Consider the following 17,432-nt stretch of genomic DNA (forward strand, 5'->3'; position numbering starts at 1 on the left):
GAAAATATCGATGGAGAATACCCTCGACAAGCCCAAATTCGGATTTTCCATCCTGCTGGCCCTGCTGCTTTCCTTCGTGGTTATCCCCTCTTATATTACCGATGCTGATGCCTATACCGGGATCTGGCTCAACCTGATTTTCTCGGCCATTCTCCTCTCATCCCTATATCTTGTTGCACATGAGCGGATCGAGTTTCTGATCGGCTGTCTGATAGCGGCGGCAACCTTGTTGTTCAGTTGGACCGATTATGTGCGAACTGACACCATGGGATCACATCTGGCCATCGGCCTGTATATAATTTTCTTCTGCTATATCATTTTTATGCTGGCGCGCTATCTGTTTGAAACCGTCGAAGTTTCAGCAAACATGATTTATGCCTCTGTCTGCCTGTATCTGCTGATGGGGCTGATGTGGACTTTTATCTATTTCTGGATCGAGAAAATCCATCCCGGTTCTTTTTCTAACACGCCCATTGTCACCGATCCGGATCAATCCTTCCTGCTCGTCCATTTCTCCTATTTCAGTTTCGTGACCATCTCCACTCTCGGGTATGGGGATATAGTACCTCTCACCCGTATTGCCCGATCCTGGACAAACCTGGAGGCCATTGCCGGGCAATTCTATCTGGCAATTGTGGTGGCGAGACTTGTCGGATTGCATATATCCGCCAAACGCAACTAGCACCTTAAGCAACGGTTTGTGACGCTTTTCGGTTTATTTCACTTTCTGATCTCGACTGCGGACAACTTCTCGCCATGCCAGAAGCAATGCCCCTGACAGGATGATGCCGCCACCGGCGACGCTGATCCAATCGGGCAATGCACCAAAAATCCAGAAATCATATAAGGTGGCAAACACCAGTGTTGAATAGGAAAAGGGCAAGGCGAAGCTGGCATCACCACTGCGCATGGATTGGATAAACAGCGATTGTGCAGTGACCATCACCAAACCGATCGCCGCCAGCGCCGCCCATTGTGACGGGCTCGGCGCAATCCAGACAAAGCTGGCGGCTGTGCAGGCAATAACCGCCCCAATGCTGTTGTTAATGGTCAGGATCTGTAACGGCGCCTCACGCCCTGATAGCTTCTTGATCAGGATTACCTCAACCCCCATGAATAGCGCCGCCGTCAACGCGATCAGGGCCGCCGGATCAAAAGCAGAGCTTCCCGGTCTCAGCAGAATTAGGGCGCCCAGCATGGCAATGGCCGCTGCCCCCCAGCGGATAGGTCCAACCCGCTCCCCCAACAGCGGAATGGCCAGCAGCATACCAAAAATCGGATTTAGAAAACTGATGGCCGTCGCATCCGATACGGGAATACGCGCAACCGCCGCGAACATCAACGTCACACCGGCCCAGCCAAAAAACGACCGGCCCACATGCAGCCGGATATGCGGCCGGTGAAATCTCGGTCGCAACACGGCCAGCGCCACTGATAATCCGGCCAGGGCAAAAATAAATCGGCCGGCACTGATTTGAAGAGGATGCAACGGTGGCCCTTCAAGACCAGTTCCCAGTGCCTTGGCGATAATTGTGGTCAACGCAATCAGTGCGCATGCCGCCAGCATCATGCCGGCAGATCTCAAGGGATTTGAAGACCCCGACTGGAGAAAACGCGAAATCATATGGCGACCGTGTGTGAGCTTTTGAGTGCTAGAAGGAACGCGGCGAAAAGAGGCTGCGAAATCATCCCGTCACTTTGCCCCTAAACCAGCCGACAAATCAATACCGTAACTGGCATTCGAACCCGGCGCGCAAGTGAAAATTATGCTGGTCCTGCACCCAATTCCCGCAGATCGCTCGCATTGTCTATGTATTTTTCGGTTTTCCACTCTTGTCAAAAGCCAGCCAGCCGAAAATCAGAGCCCCCAGCATCACCCAGGCAGCGAGATAAAATACGCTTTGAAATTCGCCGCTTATCATCAGAACTGTGCTGGAAAGAGCAACCCCTAATGTACCGCCCAGCAATCGAGAGGTGACACCGACCCCGCTCACTTCGCCTTGCTTTTCCGGCGGCACCGAATTTGCCATGGCCCGCAATGTTGGCGCATAACAAAAGGGCATGCCCAGCCCCCAGATAATCAAGCCGGGCAATAGACTGAGATAACTCTGGGCGACAGTAGCAATGGCAACCGAAAACATTCCCAGTGTCGCGAAGGCAAGCCCGCCGAGCACCAAATTCCGTGCATCGAAATGATCAGCGAGGCGGCCGACCGGGATCGACAGGACCGGAAAAGCGGCAACACAGACCAATAAGGCAAGGCCCGACTGAAACGGTGACATATTCAATTTGTCTTGCAAAAACAACGCCCCGAAAACCACCAGGGATAACTTACTGAACTGACCGGCGAAGAGGATCAAATTCGCCGAAGAAAATGAAGCTGCATGGAAGAGACGGACATCAATCAACGGCTGTTCCGATCGCCGTTCGATAACATAAAACACGGCCAAAGAGAGAGCGCCGCAGATTAAGGCGCTCATGATATAAATTTGCGTCCACCCCCAGCTGGCACCCTGCATAAGGGCAAAAACAATCAGGCTAAGGCCGAATATCATCAGAATAAACCCCCTTATGTCAAAAGGGCGTCCTTCGGTGGTATTTTTCGGCAACACCCAGGACAGGGAGATAATCGATATAATAATGACTGTAATGGGCGCGTTAATCCAGAACACCCAACGCCAGGAAAGGGCATCCGTCAGCGCGCCGCCTATCAGCGGTCCGGCGGCAAGAAACACGGTGCCCGTGGCCGCCAAAATTCCGATGGCCATTCCCCGCTGTTCCTTAGGAAATACCAGCGACAGCATAGCGACGGATGCCGGGAATATGATAGCGGCACCGAGCCCCTGAATAGCGCGGGCGAGCAGCAGTATTTCTGCTGTCTGAGCCCATCCGCACAGAAAAGAGGCCGCACCAAAAAGCGCTGTTCCCGCCGTAAACAGCACACGGAACCCAATCAAGTCCCCAATTTTCCCCGCCGCTGCAGCCAGACCGGCAAAGACCAGCAGGTAAATACTGACGGTCCAATGTGCGGCAATTTCCGTCATACCTAGATCATGTCGGATTGTCGGCAGAGCTACGCCGATAACTGTCTCGTCGAGCATGATAAGCCCCGCACCGGTACCCAACGCCGTTAAAACCCACCATTTTCGGTTATCGTCGGTAACATTGAACATTAATACTAGTTTGCCGTTTCCGTTGAAGGTTCATTTTCGCCGGCTTGCGCCGCATAAATCGACGTATAGCCGGCTGACCAGTCCGGTGGCATCTGGCAGGGGCGCGGATCGTGATGGGCCCATTTCACCGCCTCCCCGCGCAGTAATTTATAGGTATTGGACGTGGGTTGCGGATGCGCCGTGTAAGGCTTGGCATCGGCCGACGTAAAACAGTTCAATAGCAAAGGGCGTGGCAAGGGAGACTTGGAGGACGGAGAATAATGCAGGGTCCTGGCGTTATGAATGGTGATCGATCCGGCTGCCCCGGTCAGATAGTCAACCCGTCCCCGATCAAGCCCCGCCGCATCGGCATCCGATAACATCCCCGTCCAGTTACCGTTGGTATCATACTGATCAAACAACTCATCATTATGCGAGTCTTTCAGAACCGCCAGCGGCCCATTATTCATATCCGTATCCGCCAGATAGCAACCGATGGTCAATACGTTATAATTGGTATGGGGAAAAAACTGGATGTCCTGGTGCCACTTCACCGTATCGCTTTCGTCAAACCATTTGAAATTAAGCTTTGAATGATGAAAAATCACATTGGGCCCGACAAGATCTGCCGCCACATCGGCCATCAATCCCTTGGAAAATTTCCAATAGATATCGCTGCGCTCATCCGGGCTTTTCAACCGGCGTACCAATGGCTCGTCAGCAGAATGATCCGGTCCCAAATCGAAAACATTGTTGGACTGTTCAACCTGCCTACTCTGCTCAAAGAACGAATTGGTCGTCACCTGCAATTCCTGCAGAATTTCTGCCGGTACAAAATCTTCAACACTAACATACCCATGGGCAAAATAATGTTCCCGCTGCCGCTGTGACAATATTCGTGCAGGATAGCTTAAAATTTCTTCAGGTCGCATGAGGATGTTCCTTTCTTGTTTTTCGGTTTCCCGTAGGAGCTGCCGACAGATCCGGGACGGCAAGTTTTTACCCTGTTGTCGTCATAGCCTTGACATCTCAAAATTTGTTCCATTTGGAACAATATAGCAAGGCTTACTCCTCTTGCCAAGGACGGCATTACAGCGCATAAGAAAATATCCACGATCTTTTTTTGATGGCAGAAGGATTTCTTTGACCATGCCCCTGACTGACTTTTTTGATGTCATCGAATTCAACGATGTTTTTCGCATTTCCTATCTGGCGAATGCGATTGTCATACCGGCATATGAAGAAGTCCAGCGAGACTTTGGGCTGAAGCGCGGGGAGTATCTGTTGCTGGCTTGTCTCAGCCTCCTACCCGTACTGACAGCACAGGACGTGGCGACGATGACACGCCGGCCGCGCAATACTATTTCACGGGCGGTGAACAAAATGCTGGCGGAAGAGTATATTGTCCGTGCACCGGATCCCGATGACCGGCGCCAATTGAAGTTGTCCATCACGCCTTCTGGCAGGGCCCTCCACAAGAAGATCGCACAGCGTTTCGTCACCCGCCAGGAGAAGATATTATCGGTCCTCAGCGCCAAAGAGCGCAAATCTCTTGATGGTTTATTGAACAAGCTGGTCCGACATGCCGCTACGCTGGATATATAATAAATAACATTATGTAAATTCGATAACCTATTTATTTTAAGTAATATTCAGACTTTTATCGAGCCAGTTGATGACCTTCCGTGCCGTTGCCAATGCCAGGGTATCTGTCGCGAAAACCTGATCCTGGTAATGGCTGACCGGAAACCAGCCCCGTCGATCTTCCACATCCCGGCGGTACTGCTCGAACCCGTAAGTGCCATCCGCTCGCAGGAAAATATCTACGCATAGGTCCAGTTCTCTGGTTTCGATGGAACGAATGACTTTCGGCTTTGCTGGCACTGGCGATGATCCTCCCCTGTCTGACGAGATTATTCGTATCGCTTCGAGGCTTCATAATATTCTTTGAAGCCAACCAGATCCTGCAAAGTGGAAAACCGCATAAGGTCCTGCGAATGCTGTTGAGTTGCCTTCAAATCCGATAGCACGTTTGACATGGCCTGCAGGGAGGCTGAAAACAACGTCAGCGGATATATGGCAAAATCATAGCCAATTTCCTGCAGCTCATCGGGGGACAACATGGGGGTATCCCCGTCCTCAACAAGGTTTGCCAGATGCACGCCGGGTGCCTCTGCACAAACCCGGCGCATTTCGTCTACACTTTTTGGGGCTTCGACAAAGAGGATATCTGCACCGGCATCGCGAAAAGCGTTCGCCCGCCGAATGGATTCCTCCAATCCATCAGTGGCCCGCGTATCCGTCCGGGCGAGGATTAGAATATCTGCTCCTTCATCACGGGCATCAACCGCGGCCTTCACCCGGGTTACCGCTTCATCAAAGGCGACCGTCTGCTTCCCCGCCGTATGGCCACAGCGTTTGGGCCATGCCTGATCCTCGATCAGGACGCAGCCAAATCCTGCATCAGCAAACCCGTTGACCGTACGCTTCACGTTCAGAGCGTTGCCATAGCCCGTATCACCATCTCCAATGATCGGTATGGACACGGCATCTGTCATCAAACGCCCTTGTGCCAGGATTTCGCCGTAAGACAACAGGCCCAGATCCGGCACGCCGAAATTCGCGCCAGCCGTTGCAAAGCCGCTCATAAATGCCATGGGGAAACCATGTTGTTCGATCAATCGTGCGGATATGGCATCAAAACAGGACGGAACCGTTACTATTCCCGGAGTGTTGATTTGATCGCGAATTTTTTGTGCAGCGGACATTTTTTTCCTTAATTCTAGAAAAGGCGACAATTGGTTTACGCAGAAAACGGAATATACAAAGCAATTTCCGGAAAGAAATAAACAGCGATGACACTGAGCAGCATGAGAAGAACAAACGGCCATACCCCGGCGGAAACTTCTGCCATTGTCGCCTTCCCCACCGCCTGGATGACGTAGATATTCAGTCCAACCGGCGGTGTGATCAAGGCGCATTCAATCATGATAACGAAGATAATGCCGAACCAGATTGGATCAACGCCGAACACCAGCAATGTCGGCAACAACAAGGGCACCATGATCAGCATCATCGACAGGGCTTCAAGAAATAGCCCGAAAACAAGCAGGGACAGGCAAATAGCCAGGATCATATATCCCTGACTGTGGAAGGTATCGGCTATAAGGGTCGAGAATTCCTGTGGGAGCTGGTACAGGGTAATTGCCTTCCCGAATATTTTTGCCCCTGCCACAATCAGCAAAATTGTAACCGTCGTTTTCATGCTGTCGATCAGGGCTTCTTTGAAATCTGTCCAGGTCAACCGCCTTTGGATAACGGTCGTCAGAAGCAATGCGCAGACGAAACCGACCCCGCCGGCTTCCGACGGGGTAAAGATCCCTGCATACAATCCGCCCAACATAATGATCACCAATACCAAGGTAGGGAGCGTTCGTATTGTGCTTAGTTTCCTCTCTGCCCAGCCAGCTTTTGGTTGCATCTGGAAGCGCTTGTCAAATTTCGCGTAGAGCATTGAAAAGCCGCAGAACAGAATTATCAGCAGGATTCCCGGCCCGATTCCAGCAAGAAACATATCCAGAATGGATTCCTCTGTTACCACTCCGTAAACAATCATCGGAATAGACGGCGGAATCAAAATACCCAATGTGCCACCGGCGGCCAGCAATCCAAGTGCGAATTTCCGGGAATATCCCCGTTCGATCATCTCCGGTATGGAGACGACGCCGATCGTCGCTGCCGTCGCGACGGAGCTTCCGGAGACGGCCGCAAAAACACCACAAGACAAAACAGTCGCCACCGCAAGGCCACCTGGTAAATGACCAACCCATGCCTGGGCCGCACTAAACAGGTCTCTCCCAACCCCTGCTTTCAACAGAATATTGGACATCAGCAGGAATAAAGGAACAGCTATCAGGACAAAACTATCCATGGCGCTATACAGGGTTTGTGGCGCCATAAGAGAGGAGAAGTCTCCGAAATAAAGGAGCAGTACGCCGAGCCCGCCAAGCGCGAACGCAATGGGGATGCCGGCAAACAACAAGCCGAAAAGCACAAGCAAAATAACGATCACTTCGAGCATATCAATGAAGCTCCAATTTCGTCTCTAAAGGGCGCGGATCGATAAATTTGCGAATAATTTCGACAACACATTGAACAGCAAGCAGCCCAAACCCGATGGGGATGACAATTTCAGACCACCATAACGGGATATTGAGCATGGAACCCGTGGTCTCGTTGGTGGTCCAGACATCCAAGGCGATGACGCCACCCCACCAGGCAATAAATGCTGCAAAACCGAATATAAAGACATAGGCGACAATATCCATGACCCGCCGCAATGGATCGGGTAAAACCGCGAGCAGCATGTTGATGCGGATCAGGTCGTTATTGTAGAGCACAAAGGCGGATGCGGTGAAAATGCCCCACAGGAGCAGCATGCGCGAAATCTCTTCAACCCAGATGGTGGGCGCATTAAAGACGTATCGCATCACCACTTCATAGGTAACGATCAGGCCAATGACAAAAAACAGCCAAGCGGAGACAACCCCCAAGGCCCGCGTCAGTTTGTCGAAAACACCTAATAGCTGCACCGTCAATACTCCCCAATAATCAACAGGTGACCCTGTCAGGCCACCTGTATCAGTTCCCCTGATGCCTACTTCTTCAGCTCATCGACAGCCAGCAATAGCTGCACGCCAATTTCGCCGGCATCGGCTTTGTAGGAGTCAATAACCGGAGAGACGGTTTCCTGCCACATGATCACTTCTTCAGGGGACAGTTCCCGTATTTTCATTCCCTCTTTTCTGGCTGTTGCCAGCGCATCCGCTTCAACTTCACTGATTTTGTCGCGAAGCGCCACTTCAACTTTCTGGGCTGCAGTGGTGATAATCTGCTGCTCTTCGCCGGTCAATCCTTCCCAGAATTTCTCATTTATCAGGACCACAAACTCAATATCACTGTGATTTGTCAATGTCAGCCAATCCATCACCTGATACAGTTTGCGGCTCTTGACACCCGACAAGCCGGTCATTCCGGCATCGACGATCCCGCGTTGATAGGCCAGAAACTGCTCCGATCCCGAAATGAGAGTTGGAACGCCGCCGGCGGACTGGACGAATTTACCCAGGGTTTTCCCAAACACCCGGACTTTCTTGCCATCCATATCCTCGGGAACAGCGATGACATCGCCATTGGAGAGGACTTGAGCCATGCCATAGGCCTGCCACCAGAGAACCCGTGACCCCGTCTTCTGAATTTCATCTTCAATCAGGGTCCGGACTTTACTGCCCGGTGCAGTTGCTTTTTTCACAAGTTCTTCAGAGTTCAGGACAAACGGCAGATAAAACAGCTCCACGGCAGGAATGGCGCCGGAAAACCGGGTTAGAGAGGCCACGCCCATTTCAATCGCTCCGGACCCGACAGCGCGCGGCACTTCCTTGTCCTTGTAAAGCTGGGCGGAATGATAAATCTCGACTTCAAGCTCCCCCTTGGATTCCGCTTCAACTTCCTTTTTGAACTCCAGCAGGTTTTGAGTCAGGTGATTTTTCAATGGAACCTGAATGGTGATGCGAAGCTTTTTCGCCGCATCGGCTTCACTCACCATTGCCCCCAGTATCATCAGGTTTGATATCAGCAATGCGTATAGAATATTCTTCATGGCGTCCCCCTATGTTCAATCGGTTTTCAGCTTGATATGCAGAAATTGTTTTTATTGCTTGATGACTGCATCCAGATTTACTTCTTTGATTAGTATTTGAAAAATCTATTTTTTGTATACATGATTGTAAAGAAGATTATTTATTTTTATCCCGGAAAATATTTTATATTCTATAATAGTATTTAATTTCAAATAGATATAAGAAAATACTATTCTAAATCAGATTTATTGATTTATCAAAATACCCATCATATACTCTATATTGTATACATCTGGAAAACGGATTCGAAAATTATGGCGAGCACCCGGGCTCAGGAAATAGCTGAGCATCTGCGTAAAAATATTCTGTCAGGAACCTACCTGCCCGGTAGCCGTCTGCATGAAGAAACCCTGGCTGAAGAAACCGGCGTCTCCCGTACGCCGATCCGCGCCGCCCTCCGTCTTATGGACGCGGAACGGTTGGTGAATTATTTTCCCAATAGAGGATATGTTGTTCGGGAATATTCTCCCGATCAAATTCGCGCCGCCTATCAAACCCGCTCTGTCCTGGAGGGGCTGGCCTGCCGTCAAGCTGTTGAACGCGGCATATCAGAGGCGCTCAAAAGCTCCCTGAACGAATGCATTACAGAAATCGATGTGATGCTGGAAAAAGGCAGCTTGCACAAAGATGATGTTTTGCAATGGCGTCACTGGAATGCCCGGTTTCACAGCCAGATTATCGAGGCTTCGGGTAATGAAAGTTTAGCCGCAGCGATAAACCTGATCACCCGTATTCCCATGGTTTCCAACTCCATCGTCGTCTGGAGCACGTTCGAAGTTGTCGTCAATTTCCATGAGCATCATCGTCAAATTCTTGATTTAATATGCCGGGGTCTGGCCGGCAGGGCCGAATTTGCCATGCGGGAGCATGTGGAACAAGGTGGCGATTTCATTGTCTCTAAACTGACCGAAGCAGACGCGTCCGGCTAATCCTCGTTGGTCCATTCGTCGCCCAAGAGCTCAGGGTCATTATACGCATAAAAATCTTCAAGATGCTTCTGACTGTCTTCAACAAAAAAACTCCTGACCAGCGCAGCGGTCAATCTGTTTGCGCCGACATTAACGCCCGGTATGTCACTGCTCAAGGCAGCATGGGACATGGTCGTGGCTGCATTGAACAAGTGAATGCGCGACAAATAGGGCGCCTCTCCCGGCTTCTTCTCCAACAGCTCAAAATTGCCACCCAGATACGGAAACCGCCCCAATTCGGGGTCAGCTATCTCCTCCGGCGGAGAGTACTGGTCCTGCCAAAGCTTGACCTTGTCCGCAAAGGAGGAGAATTCCGGCTGATCACCGATATTAATCGCATAGCCCGTCCCCAGAATAAGGAAATCAGCGCTAAGGGATCCTTTGGGTGTCGTTACGACAACTTTATTGTCCTGAACCGTTGCCTCCTGGGCCGGGCTGCCAAAATGGATATGCGCTTTTTTCAGCGCCTTCAAACGGAGCATGGAGCCGCGCGGGGCGGCCACTTTACAGCCGAACCCATGCTGCAGGAACCGCCAGCGGGTCTCATCATCAGCTGAAAAGAATCCTTGCAAGAAACCTGAATAAACCGTGCTTTTGAATTTGTTCAAGCGGGGCATTTCTGCTGCCCGCAGAAGCAAATTCACTTCATCCGCGCCTGCTTCCAAGGCTGTTGCGGCACTATCCACCGCCGATGCGGCACCGCCAATGACGATAACTTTCTTGCCCTTGAGTGCCGTGAAATCAATGTCGTCTTCCGTATGGGCCCTGACGGATTTCGGCAAGCCGGCAAAGGCCGCCGGCAGCCGCGTCCCGCCAAATGCCGCCCGGCCCGTCGCTAACACAATTCGCCGGGTCAATTGCTGGAATTCCGTATTCCCCTGTCTGAAGTAAAGTTTTAGCAAATCTCCGGCAGGCTCAATGCCCAACAATTCAACGTTATTTTCCGTTGGGATATCCAGTATCTTGCGGTACCAGCGAAGATATTCCATCCACATTTCTCGCGGAATGTTGCCCAGCGCCTGCCAACTTTCCCACCCCCATTTCGCCTGATACCATGCCTGGAACGTCAGGTTGGGCAGGCCCATATGGGGCCCTGTCAGATGTTTTGGGGAGCGCAAGGTTTCCATTCTGGCCGTCGTCACCCAGGGCCCTTCAAACCCTTTGTCCTGCCGTTCAAAAATCCGGAAATTCAGAACACCCTCTCGGCGCAAGCCGACCGCCGCCGCCATCCCGCACATGCCGCCGCCGATAATCGCAACATCGAGCACCGGCTCGCCGGTCGGACCCTTTGCAGCCTTCACCCAGTTTTCCGCCGGATAATTAAGATAGTCGAAGTCACGAATTATATCTGATTCCAGCTGCTGCAGCCGGTCGGTAAAGCCATCCATACGAGTTGCTCTGATTTATTATTAAATTTCTTGCCAGCATACGTCATGTTTCAACAAATTCACCTGATTTTTGTCGCCCTCGATCCCTTGACACAAAGAAGGGTTGTTGAAATAAGTCATATCAGCAGATAGCCTGTTTCCTGAATATCAGGACTTTGCAGGAAAATTGAGGGGAATTCCGTTGAAAGCAGTAATCTTGGCCGGTGGGTTGGGCACCCGGATTTCCGAAGAATCCCATTTACGGCCAAAGCCGATGATCGAGATCGGCGACCGGCCGATCCTGTGGCATATCATGAAGATTTATGCCCATCACGGCATCACCGAATTTATTATCTGCCTGGGCCATCGGAGCTATGTGGTGAAAGAGTATTTTGCCAATTATTTCCTGCATCGTTCCGACGTCACCTTTGATCTGCAAAATAATGAAGTAACCTATCACACGGCAAAGGCGGAGCCCTGGCGCGTTTCCCTCGTTGAAACCGGTGAAGTAACCATGACCGGTGGCCGGTTAAAACGGATCGCAGACTATCTGGATCCGGGTGAAACCTTCTGCATGACTTACGGCGACGGTGTTGCAGATGTTGATATAACAGAGCTGATCGCGTTTCACCGTTCCGAAGGCCGCGACGCGACCCTCACGGCTGTCGCACCACCCGGTCGGTTCGGGGCGACCGTGATTGAAAATGGCGCGGTAAAAGAGTTTATTGAAAAGCCGGCAGGTGACAACGGATTGATCAATGGCGGTTTCTTTGTGCTTGAACCGTCCGTGCTGGAGAGAATTGCCGGCGACGGGATCTCGTGGGAAAACGAGCCTTTAACCGGTCTGGCTGCCGATGGCCAGCTATCTGCTTATCGGCATACCGGCTTTTGGCAACCGATGGATACACTTCGCGAAAAAAACTATCTGGAACAGCTTTGGGCAGGCGGCAATGCTCCCTGGCGGGTTTGGGCTTAATGAACTTCCTATGAATATGTGCTCAGTTAAATCGGATTTTTGGAAGAACCGACGCATTCTACTGACGGGTCATACCGGCTTTAAAGGAGCCTGGACGGCCCTTTGGCTGGAGAAAATGGGCGCGGAAGTCATTGGCGTTTCACTGCCACCGGAAGGGGATTTCTCCCTGTATGGCAGTGTAGAAGATCACACGGCCTTTCGCTCGCATTTCATTGACATCCGAAATCGGACGGAACTTGATGAGGTCGTATCCTCGGAAAATCCGGAAATCGTCTTGCATATGGCCGCTCAGGCGCTTGTCCGCCGGTCCTACAAAGAGCCGGTATTGACCTATGAGACCAACGTTCTGGGAACGGTAAACCTTCTGGACAGCCTAAGCCGGACCTCTTCTGTTAAAGCCGCGTTGATCGTGACAAGCGATAAGGTCTATGCCAATAACAATAGCGGCAGGCCTTTTGTCGAAACAGATGAATTGGGGGGCGACGACCCCTATTCCTCGTCCAAGGCCGCCTGTGAAATTGCAACCGCCTCCCTGTCAAAAAGCTTGTTCAAGGACAAAACTATCCCCATCGCAACGGCTCGCGCCGGAAATGTCATTGGCGGAGGCGATTTTTCTGAAGACAGGCTGATCCCCGATATTTGGCGGGCCGCCTGTGATGGCAAACCCGTTACGCTGCGATATCCCAACGCCACGCGACCCTGGCAGCATGTTCTGGAATCCGTTTCGGGATATCTCACATATCTTCAGGCCTTGTGCGAAGATGCAGACAACAAGCTCCCCCGGGCCTTGAATTTTGGCCCCGCTGCAGCAGAAACATTCACTGTTGGGCAAATCGCCAATCAGGTTCAGGAAGCGTTTGACATAAAAAGCGACTGGCTTTTGAACAAGACGGAGCAGCCTGTGGAAAAAACCGCGCTTGCTCTCGATGCCGGGCTGGCAAAAAATGCTCTCGGCTGGGAAAGTAAATGGCAGGCTGAAAAGACATTGGATATGACAGTCGACTGGTATAAAGCCTTTAGTGACGGGCGTAACGCCTTCGAGTTGACGCTGTCGCAAATTGAAGACTATGAGAAAGAGACCGCATGACCACCGCTTTGAAATGTCGGTTTTGTCAGGATAATCTGACAGAGACTTTTGTTGATCTGGGTTCGATGCCGCTGGCCAACAGCTATCTGAAGCGCAAAGACCATATGGCATCCGAGAAATCCTACCCCTTACATGCACGGGTGTGCGGCACCTGCTTTCTGGTGCAGGTGGAAGACGCTGTGCCGGCCGAAGAGATATTTTCTGACTATGCCTATTTTTCCTCCTATTCCGATAGCTGGGTTGCCCATGCCGAAAGGTACTGTGAAAAACTGACAGACCGGCTTGGCTTGTCCGAAAAATCTCTGGTTATGGAAGTGGCCAGCAATGACGGGTATCTCTTGCAGCATTTCGTCTCGCGCAATATTCCTGTTTTGGGCATAGAACCCGCGGCAAATGTTGCCAAGGTTGCAGAAGCGGCCGGGGTTAAAACCGACGTTGCTTTTTTTGGCACGGATACCGCAAACCGTTTGGCCCGCCAGGGTATGAAAGCGGATCTGGTGGCGGCCAATAATGTCATGGCGCATGTCCCGGACATCAATGACTTTATCGAAGGCTTCCGGATCATTCTCAATGAGAAGGGCGTTTTTACGATTGAGTTTCCGCATCTGCTGAATTTGATCAACAAAACCCAGTTCGATACCATTTATCATGAACATTATTCCTATTTGTCCCTTCTGACCGTCGAAAAAATCCTCGCCAAGCGTGGGCTGAAGGTATTTGACGTGGAAGAATTACCGACACATGGCGGATCTTTGCGCGTTTTTGCCTGTCATGGTGACAACGATCAATTCACGACACAGGACGGGCTGATCTCCGTCCGGGATAAAGAAAAAAGGGCCCGGCTGGACGATTTGGCGGGATACCGGGGATTTACCCCAAAAGTAGAGGCTGTCCGCAGCGCCCTTCTCGATTTTCTGACCTCTGAAAAATCCAAGGGGAGTAAAGTTGCGGCTTATGGTGCCGCGGCCAAGGGCAATACGCTGTTGAATTATTGCAATATTGACGCTGGCCTGATTGATTTCGTTGTTGACCGAAATCCGGAAAAGCAGGACACCTATTTGCCAGGGAGCCATATTCCGGTTTTCTCTCCTGAAAAAATCTGGCAGGAAAAGCCTGACTTCCTGCTTATCCTCCCGTGGAATCTGGCCGACGAAATCTCCTCCGATATGGCGGCGATCAAGGACTGGGGCGGCAGGTTTGCCGTGCCCATTCCGCAATTGAAAATATTGTAATGAAATTTACGGCGACAGAAATATCCGATGTTTTCATCGTCGACATGGACCGCCATGAAGACGACCGCGGATATTTTGCCCGGACTTTCTGTGAACAGGAGTTCGCGGAACAGGGTATTTCCTTCACGCCCGTCCAGAGCAATATATCCCATAACAAACAAGCCTTTACGTTACGGGGGATGCATTATCATGCGCCGCCCTATGAAGAAACCAAGCTCGTCCGTTGCAGTGCAGGACGCCTTTTCGATGTGGCCGTTGATCTGCGCCCGCACTCTCCTTCCTTCAAAAAATGGGTTGCTGTGGAACTGAGTCCGGAAAATGGACGCGGTCTCCATATCCCGGCTGGCTGCGCCCATGGCTTTTTGACACTTGAAGACAACAGTGACGTCTTTTACCAGATGGGCCCCGCATTTACGCCGGGCCATGATCGCGGCTTTCGATGGGATGATCCGGAAATCGCGATCAAATGGCCCGCTGACCCGCTCGTCATTTCCCATAAGGATCAATTACTTGACAATTTTTCTTGATGTTAAATGCTAACTGATAAAGACCAGATATGCCTTGTGACAGGCGCCACCGGACTGATCGGGAGGCGTGTTGTTGACCGCCTTAGCGCCAGGGGGCGTCCCGTCCTCGCCGCCGGTCGGACATCTGCCGCCTTTGAAGAGAACAAACAGGTCTCCTACTATTCGCTCGACTTGCATGATCGGGCTGCTGTTACCGATTTAATCGCCCGCTACAAACCCCGGCAGTTGATCCATCTCGCCTGGGAGGCCACCCCCGGTATTTTCTGGCAGTCCCGCGAAAATTTCCGCTGGATTTCCGCCAGCGCCCATCTGCTGGATCGCTTCGTCGCAGAGGGCGGGCAACGCGCCCTCCTCACCGGCAGTTGTGCCGAATATGGCTGGGGCCAGACCCCTCTGCATGAACGCGATTCCCCGCTGGACCCCCGCAGCTATTATTCCGCGTCAAAAATCGCGTTTCACGATTTGGCACGGGTGATCGCCCGCGACACCGAGCTTGTCTGGGCGCGGGTTTTCTTTCCCTACGGCCCCGAAGAAGACAGCAGCAAGCTCATCTCCCACACCTTGCGGGAAATCAGCGCCGACCGGCTGCCTGAATTCAAGACACCCGGGCGCGCTGTCGACTTTATCCATCTTTCAGATGTCGCCCGTTATTTTGACCAGCTTCTCACCTCGTCGGTTACCGGACCCGTCAATATCTGCTCCGGGATCGCCCTGCGACCACCGGAAATTGCCGCCGCCGCTGCCCGGCTTCTTGGCAAACCGGATCTCGCTGCCGCGCTTGACGAGCAGCTTACCAATATGGACGGCGAATTGACAATCGTCGGCGACCGCCAGATCCTCGACCAGGTTCTGACGCAGACAGCACAAACACAGAAAATACAGACACAAACACTATCGTCGGCAGCCAAACAAGCGGAAACACTTCGTCCCCTCAATATAGACGAAGGCCTCCGCAGCTATCTCAGGATAGATTCATGAAACAAAGAAAACCGCACTCTCTCTTTGAATACAACTCTTTCATTAATTACAGCATAGCAGAATTTGTTCCCGTTATCGGAAACAGTCAGTCAGCCTCCAAACTACTGGATCTGTTTCTCAATCACGCATCAAAATTCTATTGGCGACTTACGAACTCGCACCGAACAATCGCCAAGCTGTTTCCTGAAAATTTTGTATTACAAGGTGCAGTATACAAGGTATATGAGCATAATGACCACCATTACATTGTAATAGTTTGAGGCCCGCCGTGAACCGACGCCTGAAAAAAATGATCGCAAAAGTCCAGCGCAAGGCTGTTCTGAAACGCAATGTGAAAAGCCTGCGTTTTCCTACCCTGACCCGGCCACTGCTGGATGCGCCGATCCTGCCGACACGGCGCCATGATAACGCAGCCGTCTTTGAGGATGCGCTGCTGGACCGCATCTGCACCGCCTATATTGCGGCCGAAGACAGCGCCGGAGAGGATGATATCTGGACGGAGCTGACGGCGGAAAATGCCGGCTTTATCAAAGCGCTCAAGTCGCGAAATTTTGCCGATCTCCGCAATTATTTTAACCATCTTTTCTCCGGCCAGCTGCTCTTTGGCATGGGTCATACGGACCTGTTCCTGACCGCTAAAAGCCCTTATGATCCCAACTATTTTTCCTTCCGCTGTCGTGACACCATCCTGTCCCTGGCGGAGGCGCTGGCGGTTAAAACCCTGCCGTCAAACCAACAGACCTCGCTCGATGACTATGTGGCCAGCACCAACGGCGATCTCGCCCCCTATATCGAGAAAATCGAGGCCGAACTCGGCCATGCGATCACCGCGCCGCCCGTCGGCCAGCCGCCCGTTGCCGAAATCGGGCCTTACCTCGTCAGCCCGGATTCCATCCGTCACGCCTATGTCCCCTATCGGTTACGCCAGCTCGGGTTCCAGGCCAACGCCCGCATCATGGAAATTGGCGGCGGCTTCGGCAATGTCGCCCGCTACGCTTTCCTGCAAGGATTTCTCGACTACACAATCGTCGATATTCCCTATGTCAACGCCATACAGGCCGCCTTTCTCGCCGGTGCCATCGGCGACGAGAATATCACGCTTTATGGGGAAGCATCCAGCGCTGCCCTCAAAATCATGCCCTCGACCCGCAAGCAGGCACTGCCTGAAAAACTGGAACTGGCGCTGAATATGGATAGTCTGCCGGAAATTAATTACGAGGAATCATCGGAATATCTCCGCCTCGTCAAAGCCCGGTCAAAATTCTTCTTTTCCGTCAATCAGGAAGCCGAAAAAACCCATAAGGGAAAAATTGAGCAATATTGCGTGCCCGACCTGATCCGTAAAGAAGGCGGTTTCACCCGGCTGCACCGGCACCCCTACTGGATGGAACAGGGATATGCCGAGGAGCTGTTCGCCATTGATGCGGCGACCTGATCGACGGTGAT

At 51.8% G+C, this 17,432-nt stretch carries 18 protein-coding genes; 9 read left to right on the plus strand and 9 right to left on the minus strand.

From position 1 onward, the window contains the following. Positions 1-10 precede the first annotated feature (10 nt). Positions 11-682, plus strand: a complete 672-nt coding sequence (locus NBZ79_RS14235) for an ion channel (RefSeq protein ID WP_251933186.1) — start codon at positions 11-13, stop codon at positions 680-682. 33 nt (positions 683-715) lie between these two features. Here NBZ79_RS14235 and NBZ79_RS14240 read toward each other — a convergent pair whose 3' ends face one another. The 3 genes from NBZ79_RS14240 to NBZ79_RS14250 all read right to left on the minus strand — a co-directional run bounded on the left by NBZ79_RS14240 (position 716) and on the right by NBZ79_RS14250 (position 4,084). Then, positions 716-1,624, minus strand: a complete 909-nt coding sequence (locus NBZ79_RS14240; protein WP_251933197.1) for a DMT family transporter — start codon at positions 1,622-1,624, stop codon at positions 716-718. A gap of 184 nt (positions 1,625-1,808) precedes the next feature. Continuing rightward, positions 1,809-3,173, minus strand: a complete 1,365-nt coding sequence (locus tag NBZ79_RS14245; protein WP_251933198.1) for an MFS transporter — start codon at positions 3,171-3,173, stop codon at positions 1,809-1,811. A gap of 5 nt (positions 3,174-3,178) precedes the next feature. Continuing rightward, on the minus strand, positions 3,179-4,084 hold the full coding sequence (locus NBZ79_RS14250) for a phytanoyl-CoA dioxygenase family protein (protein WP_251933200.1): 906 nt from the start codon (positions 4,082-4,084) through the stop codon (positions 3,179-3,181). A gap of 217 nt (positions 4,085-4,301) precedes the next feature. On the opposite strand from NBZ79_RS14250, the gene NBZ79_RS14255 reads away from it, so the two are divergent. Next, positions 4,302-4,757 carry a MarR family winged helix-turn-helix transcriptional regulator gene (locus NBZ79_RS14255; protein ID WP_251933202.1) on the plus strand — a complete coding sequence of 152 codons (456 nt, stop codon included), beginning with the start codon at positions 4,302-4,304 and terminating at the stop codon, positions 4,755-4,757. 36 nt (positions 4,758-4,793) lie between these two features. Here NBZ79_RS14255 and NBZ79_RS14260 read toward each other — a convergent pair whose 3' ends face one another. The 5 genes from NBZ79_RS14260 to NBZ79_RS14280 all read right to left on the minus strand — a co-directional run bounded on the left by NBZ79_RS14260 (position 4,794) and on the right by NBZ79_RS14280 (position 8,811). Beyond that, positions 4,794-5,036, minus strand: a complete 243-nt coding sequence (locus NBZ79_RS14260) for a hypothetical protein (RefSeq protein ID WP_251933204.1) — start codon at positions 5,034-5,036, stop codon at positions 4,794-4,796. 29 nt (positions 5,037-5,065) lie between these two features. Then, positions 5,066-5,920, minus strand: a complete 855-nt coding sequence (locus tag NBZ79_RS14265) for an isocitrate lyase/PEP mutase family protein (RefSeq protein WP_251933205.1) — start codon at positions 5,918-5,920, stop codon at positions 5,066-5,068. A 35-nt stretch (positions 5,921-5,955) separates the two neighbouring features. Continuing rightward, complete coding sequence (locus tag NBZ79_RS14270) at positions 5,956-7,233, minus strand: TRAP transporter large permease (protein WP_251933207.1); 1,278 nt, start codon at positions 7,231-7,233, stop codon at positions 5,956-5,958. Between the two features lies 1 nt (position 7,234). Then, positions 7,235-7,744 (minus strand): TRAP transporter small permease subunit, encoded by a 510-nt coding sequence (locus NBZ79_RS14275; RefSeq protein WP_251933209.1) that lies wholly within the window; start codon positions 7,742-7,744, stop codon positions 7,235-7,237. Positions 7,745-7,809: 65 nt separating this feature from the next. After that, the gene (locus tag NBZ79_RS14280; RefSeq protein WP_251933211.1) at positions 7,810-8,811 is read right to left on the minus strand and encodes a TRAP transporter substrate-binding protein; all 1,002 of its coding nucleotides are present in this window, start codon (positions 8,809-8,811) and stop codon (positions 7,810-7,812) included. A 294-nt stretch (positions 8,812-9,105) separates the two neighbouring features. Here NBZ79_RS14280 and NBZ79_RS14285 point away from each other — a divergent pair, with 294 nt between their 5' ends. Continuing rightward, on the plus strand, positions 9,106-9,780 hold the full coding sequence (locus tag NBZ79_RS14285) for a GntR family transcriptional regulator (RefSeq protein WP_251933213.1): 675 nt from the start codon (positions 9,106-9,108) through the stop codon (positions 9,778-9,780). Here the strand turns inward: NBZ79_RS14285 and NBZ79_RS14290 are convergent. Next, the gene (locus NBZ79_RS14290) at positions 9,777-11,207 is read right to left on the minus strand and encodes an NAD(P)-binding domain-containing protein (RefSeq protein WP_251933215.1); all 1,431 of its coding nucleotides are present in this window, start codon (positions 11,205-11,207) and stop codon (positions 9,777-9,779) included. The two genes, NBZ79_RS14285 and NBZ79_RS14290, sit on opposite strands and share 4 nt — an antisense overlap. A gap of 181 nt (positions 11,208-11,388) precedes the next feature. On the opposite strand from NBZ79_RS14290, the gene rfbF reads away from it, so the two are divergent. The 6 genes from rfbF (at position 11,389) to NBZ79_RS14320 (ending at position 17,421) form a co-directional block, all read left to right on the plus strand. After that, positions 11,389-12,162: a glucose-1-phosphate cytidylyltransferase gene (rfbF, locus tag NBZ79_RS14295; protein ID WP_251933216.1), complete on the plus strand. Its 774-nt coding sequence runs from the start codon at positions 11,389-11,391 to the stop codon at positions 12,160-12,162. A gap of 10 nt (positions 12,163-12,172) precedes the next feature. Continuing rightward, positions 12,173-13,249: a CDP-glucose 4,6-dehydratase gene (gene rfbG / locus NBZ79_RS14300; protein ID WP_251933218.1), complete on the plus strand. Its 1,077-nt coding sequence runs from the start codon at positions 12,173-12,175 to the stop codon at positions 13,247-13,249. After that, positions 13,246-14,481, plus strand: a complete 1,236-nt coding sequence (locus NBZ79_RS14305) for a class I SAM-dependent methyltransferase (RefSeq protein WP_251933220.1) — start codon at positions 13,246-13,248, stop codon at positions 14,479-14,481. Before rfbG ends, NBZ79_RS14305 begins: the two co-directional genes overlap by 4 nt. Beyond that, entirely contained in the window at positions 14,481-15,008 is a 528-nt protein-coding gene (gene rfbC / locus NBZ79_RS14310; protein WP_251933222.1) for a dTDP-4-dehydrorhamnose 3,5-epimerase, read from the plus strand. Before NBZ79_RS14305 ends, rfbC begins: the two co-directional genes overlap by 1 nt. A gap of 6 nt (positions 15,009-15,014) precedes the next feature. Then, the gene (locus NBZ79_RS14315) at positions 15,015-15,986 is read left to right on the plus strand and encodes an NAD-dependent epimerase/dehydratase family protein (RefSeq protein WP_251933223.1); all 972 of its coding nucleotides are present in this window, start codon (positions 15,015-15,017) and stop codon (positions 15,984-15,986) included. Positions 15,987-16,254: 268 nt separating this feature from the next. Continuing rightward, positions 16,255-17,421, plus strand: coding sequence for a putative sugar O-methyltransferase (locus NBZ79_RS14320; protein ID WP_251933224.1), 1,167 nt, complete (start codon positions 16,255-16,257; stop codon positions 17,419-17,421). Positions 17,422-17,432 lie beyond the last annotated feature (11 nt).

Source organism: Sneathiella marina (assembly GCF_023746535.1).
GTDB classification, from domain to species: Bacteria; Pseudomonadota; Alphaproteobacteria; order Sneathiellales; family Sneathiellaceae; genus Sneathiella; species Sneathiella marina.

What these genes read in the sequence shown, in the direction of transcription:
- NBZ79_RS14235 (WP_251933186.1), top strand. Translation starts at nt 11, where the DNA reads ATGGAGAATACCCTCGACAAGCCCAAATTCGGATTTTCCATCCTGCTG.
- NBZ79_RS14240 (WP_251933197.1), bottom strand. Translation starts at nt 1,624, where the DNA reads ATGATTTCGCGTTTTCTCCAGTCGGGGTCTTCAAATCCCTTGAGATCT.
- NBZ79_RS14245 (WP_251933198.1), bottom strand. Translation starts at nt 3,173, where the DNA reads ATGTTCAATGTTACCGACGATAACCGAAAATGGTGGGTTTTAACGGCG.
- NBZ79_RS14250 (WP_251933200.1), bottom strand. Translation starts at nt 4,084, where the DNA reads ATGCGACCTGAAGAAATTTTAAGCTATCCTGCACGAATATTGTCACAG.
- NBZ79_RS14255 (WP_251933202.1), top strand. Translation starts at nt 4,302, where the DNA reads ATGCCCCTGACTGACTTTTTTGATGTCATCGAATTCAACGATGTTTTT.
- NBZ79_RS14265 (WP_251933205.1), bottom strand. Translation starts at nt 5,920, where the DNA reads ATGTCCGCTGCACAAAAAATTCGCGATCAAATCAACACTCCGGGAATA.
- NBZ79_RS14270 (WP_251933207.1), bottom strand. Translation starts at nt 7,233, where the DNA reads ATGCTCGAAGTGATCGTTATTTTGCTTGTGCTTTTCGGCTTGTTGTTT.
- NBZ79_RS14280 (WP_251933211.1), bottom strand. Translation starts at nt 8,811, where the DNA reads ATGAAGAATATTCTATACGCATTGCTGATATCAAACCTGATGATACTG.
- NBZ79_RS14285 (WP_251933213.1), top strand. Translation starts at nt 9,106, where the DNA reads ATGGCGAGCACCCGGGCTCAGGAAATAGCTGAGCATCTGCGTAAAAAT.
- NBZ79_RS14290 (WP_251933215.1), bottom strand. Translation starts at nt 11,207, where the DNA reads ATGGATGGCTTTACCGACCGGCTGCAGCAGCTGGAATCAGATATAATT.
- rfbG (WP_251933218.1), top strand. Translation starts at nt 12,173, where the DNA reads ATGAATATGTGCTCAGTTAAATCGGATTTTTGGAAGAACCGACGCATT.
- NBZ79_RS14305 (WP_251933220.1), top strand. Translation starts at nt 13,246, where the DNA reads ATGACCACCGCTTTGAAATGTCGGTTTTGTCAGGATAATCTGACAGAG.
- rfbC (WP_251933222.1), top strand. Translation starts at nt 14,481, where the DNA reads ATGAAATTTACGGCGACAGAAATATCCGATGTTTTCATCGTCGACATG.
- NBZ79_RS14315 (WP_251933223.1), top strand. Translation starts at nt 15,015, where the DNA reads ATGCTAACTGATAAAGACCAGATATGCCTTGTGACAGGCGCCACCGGA.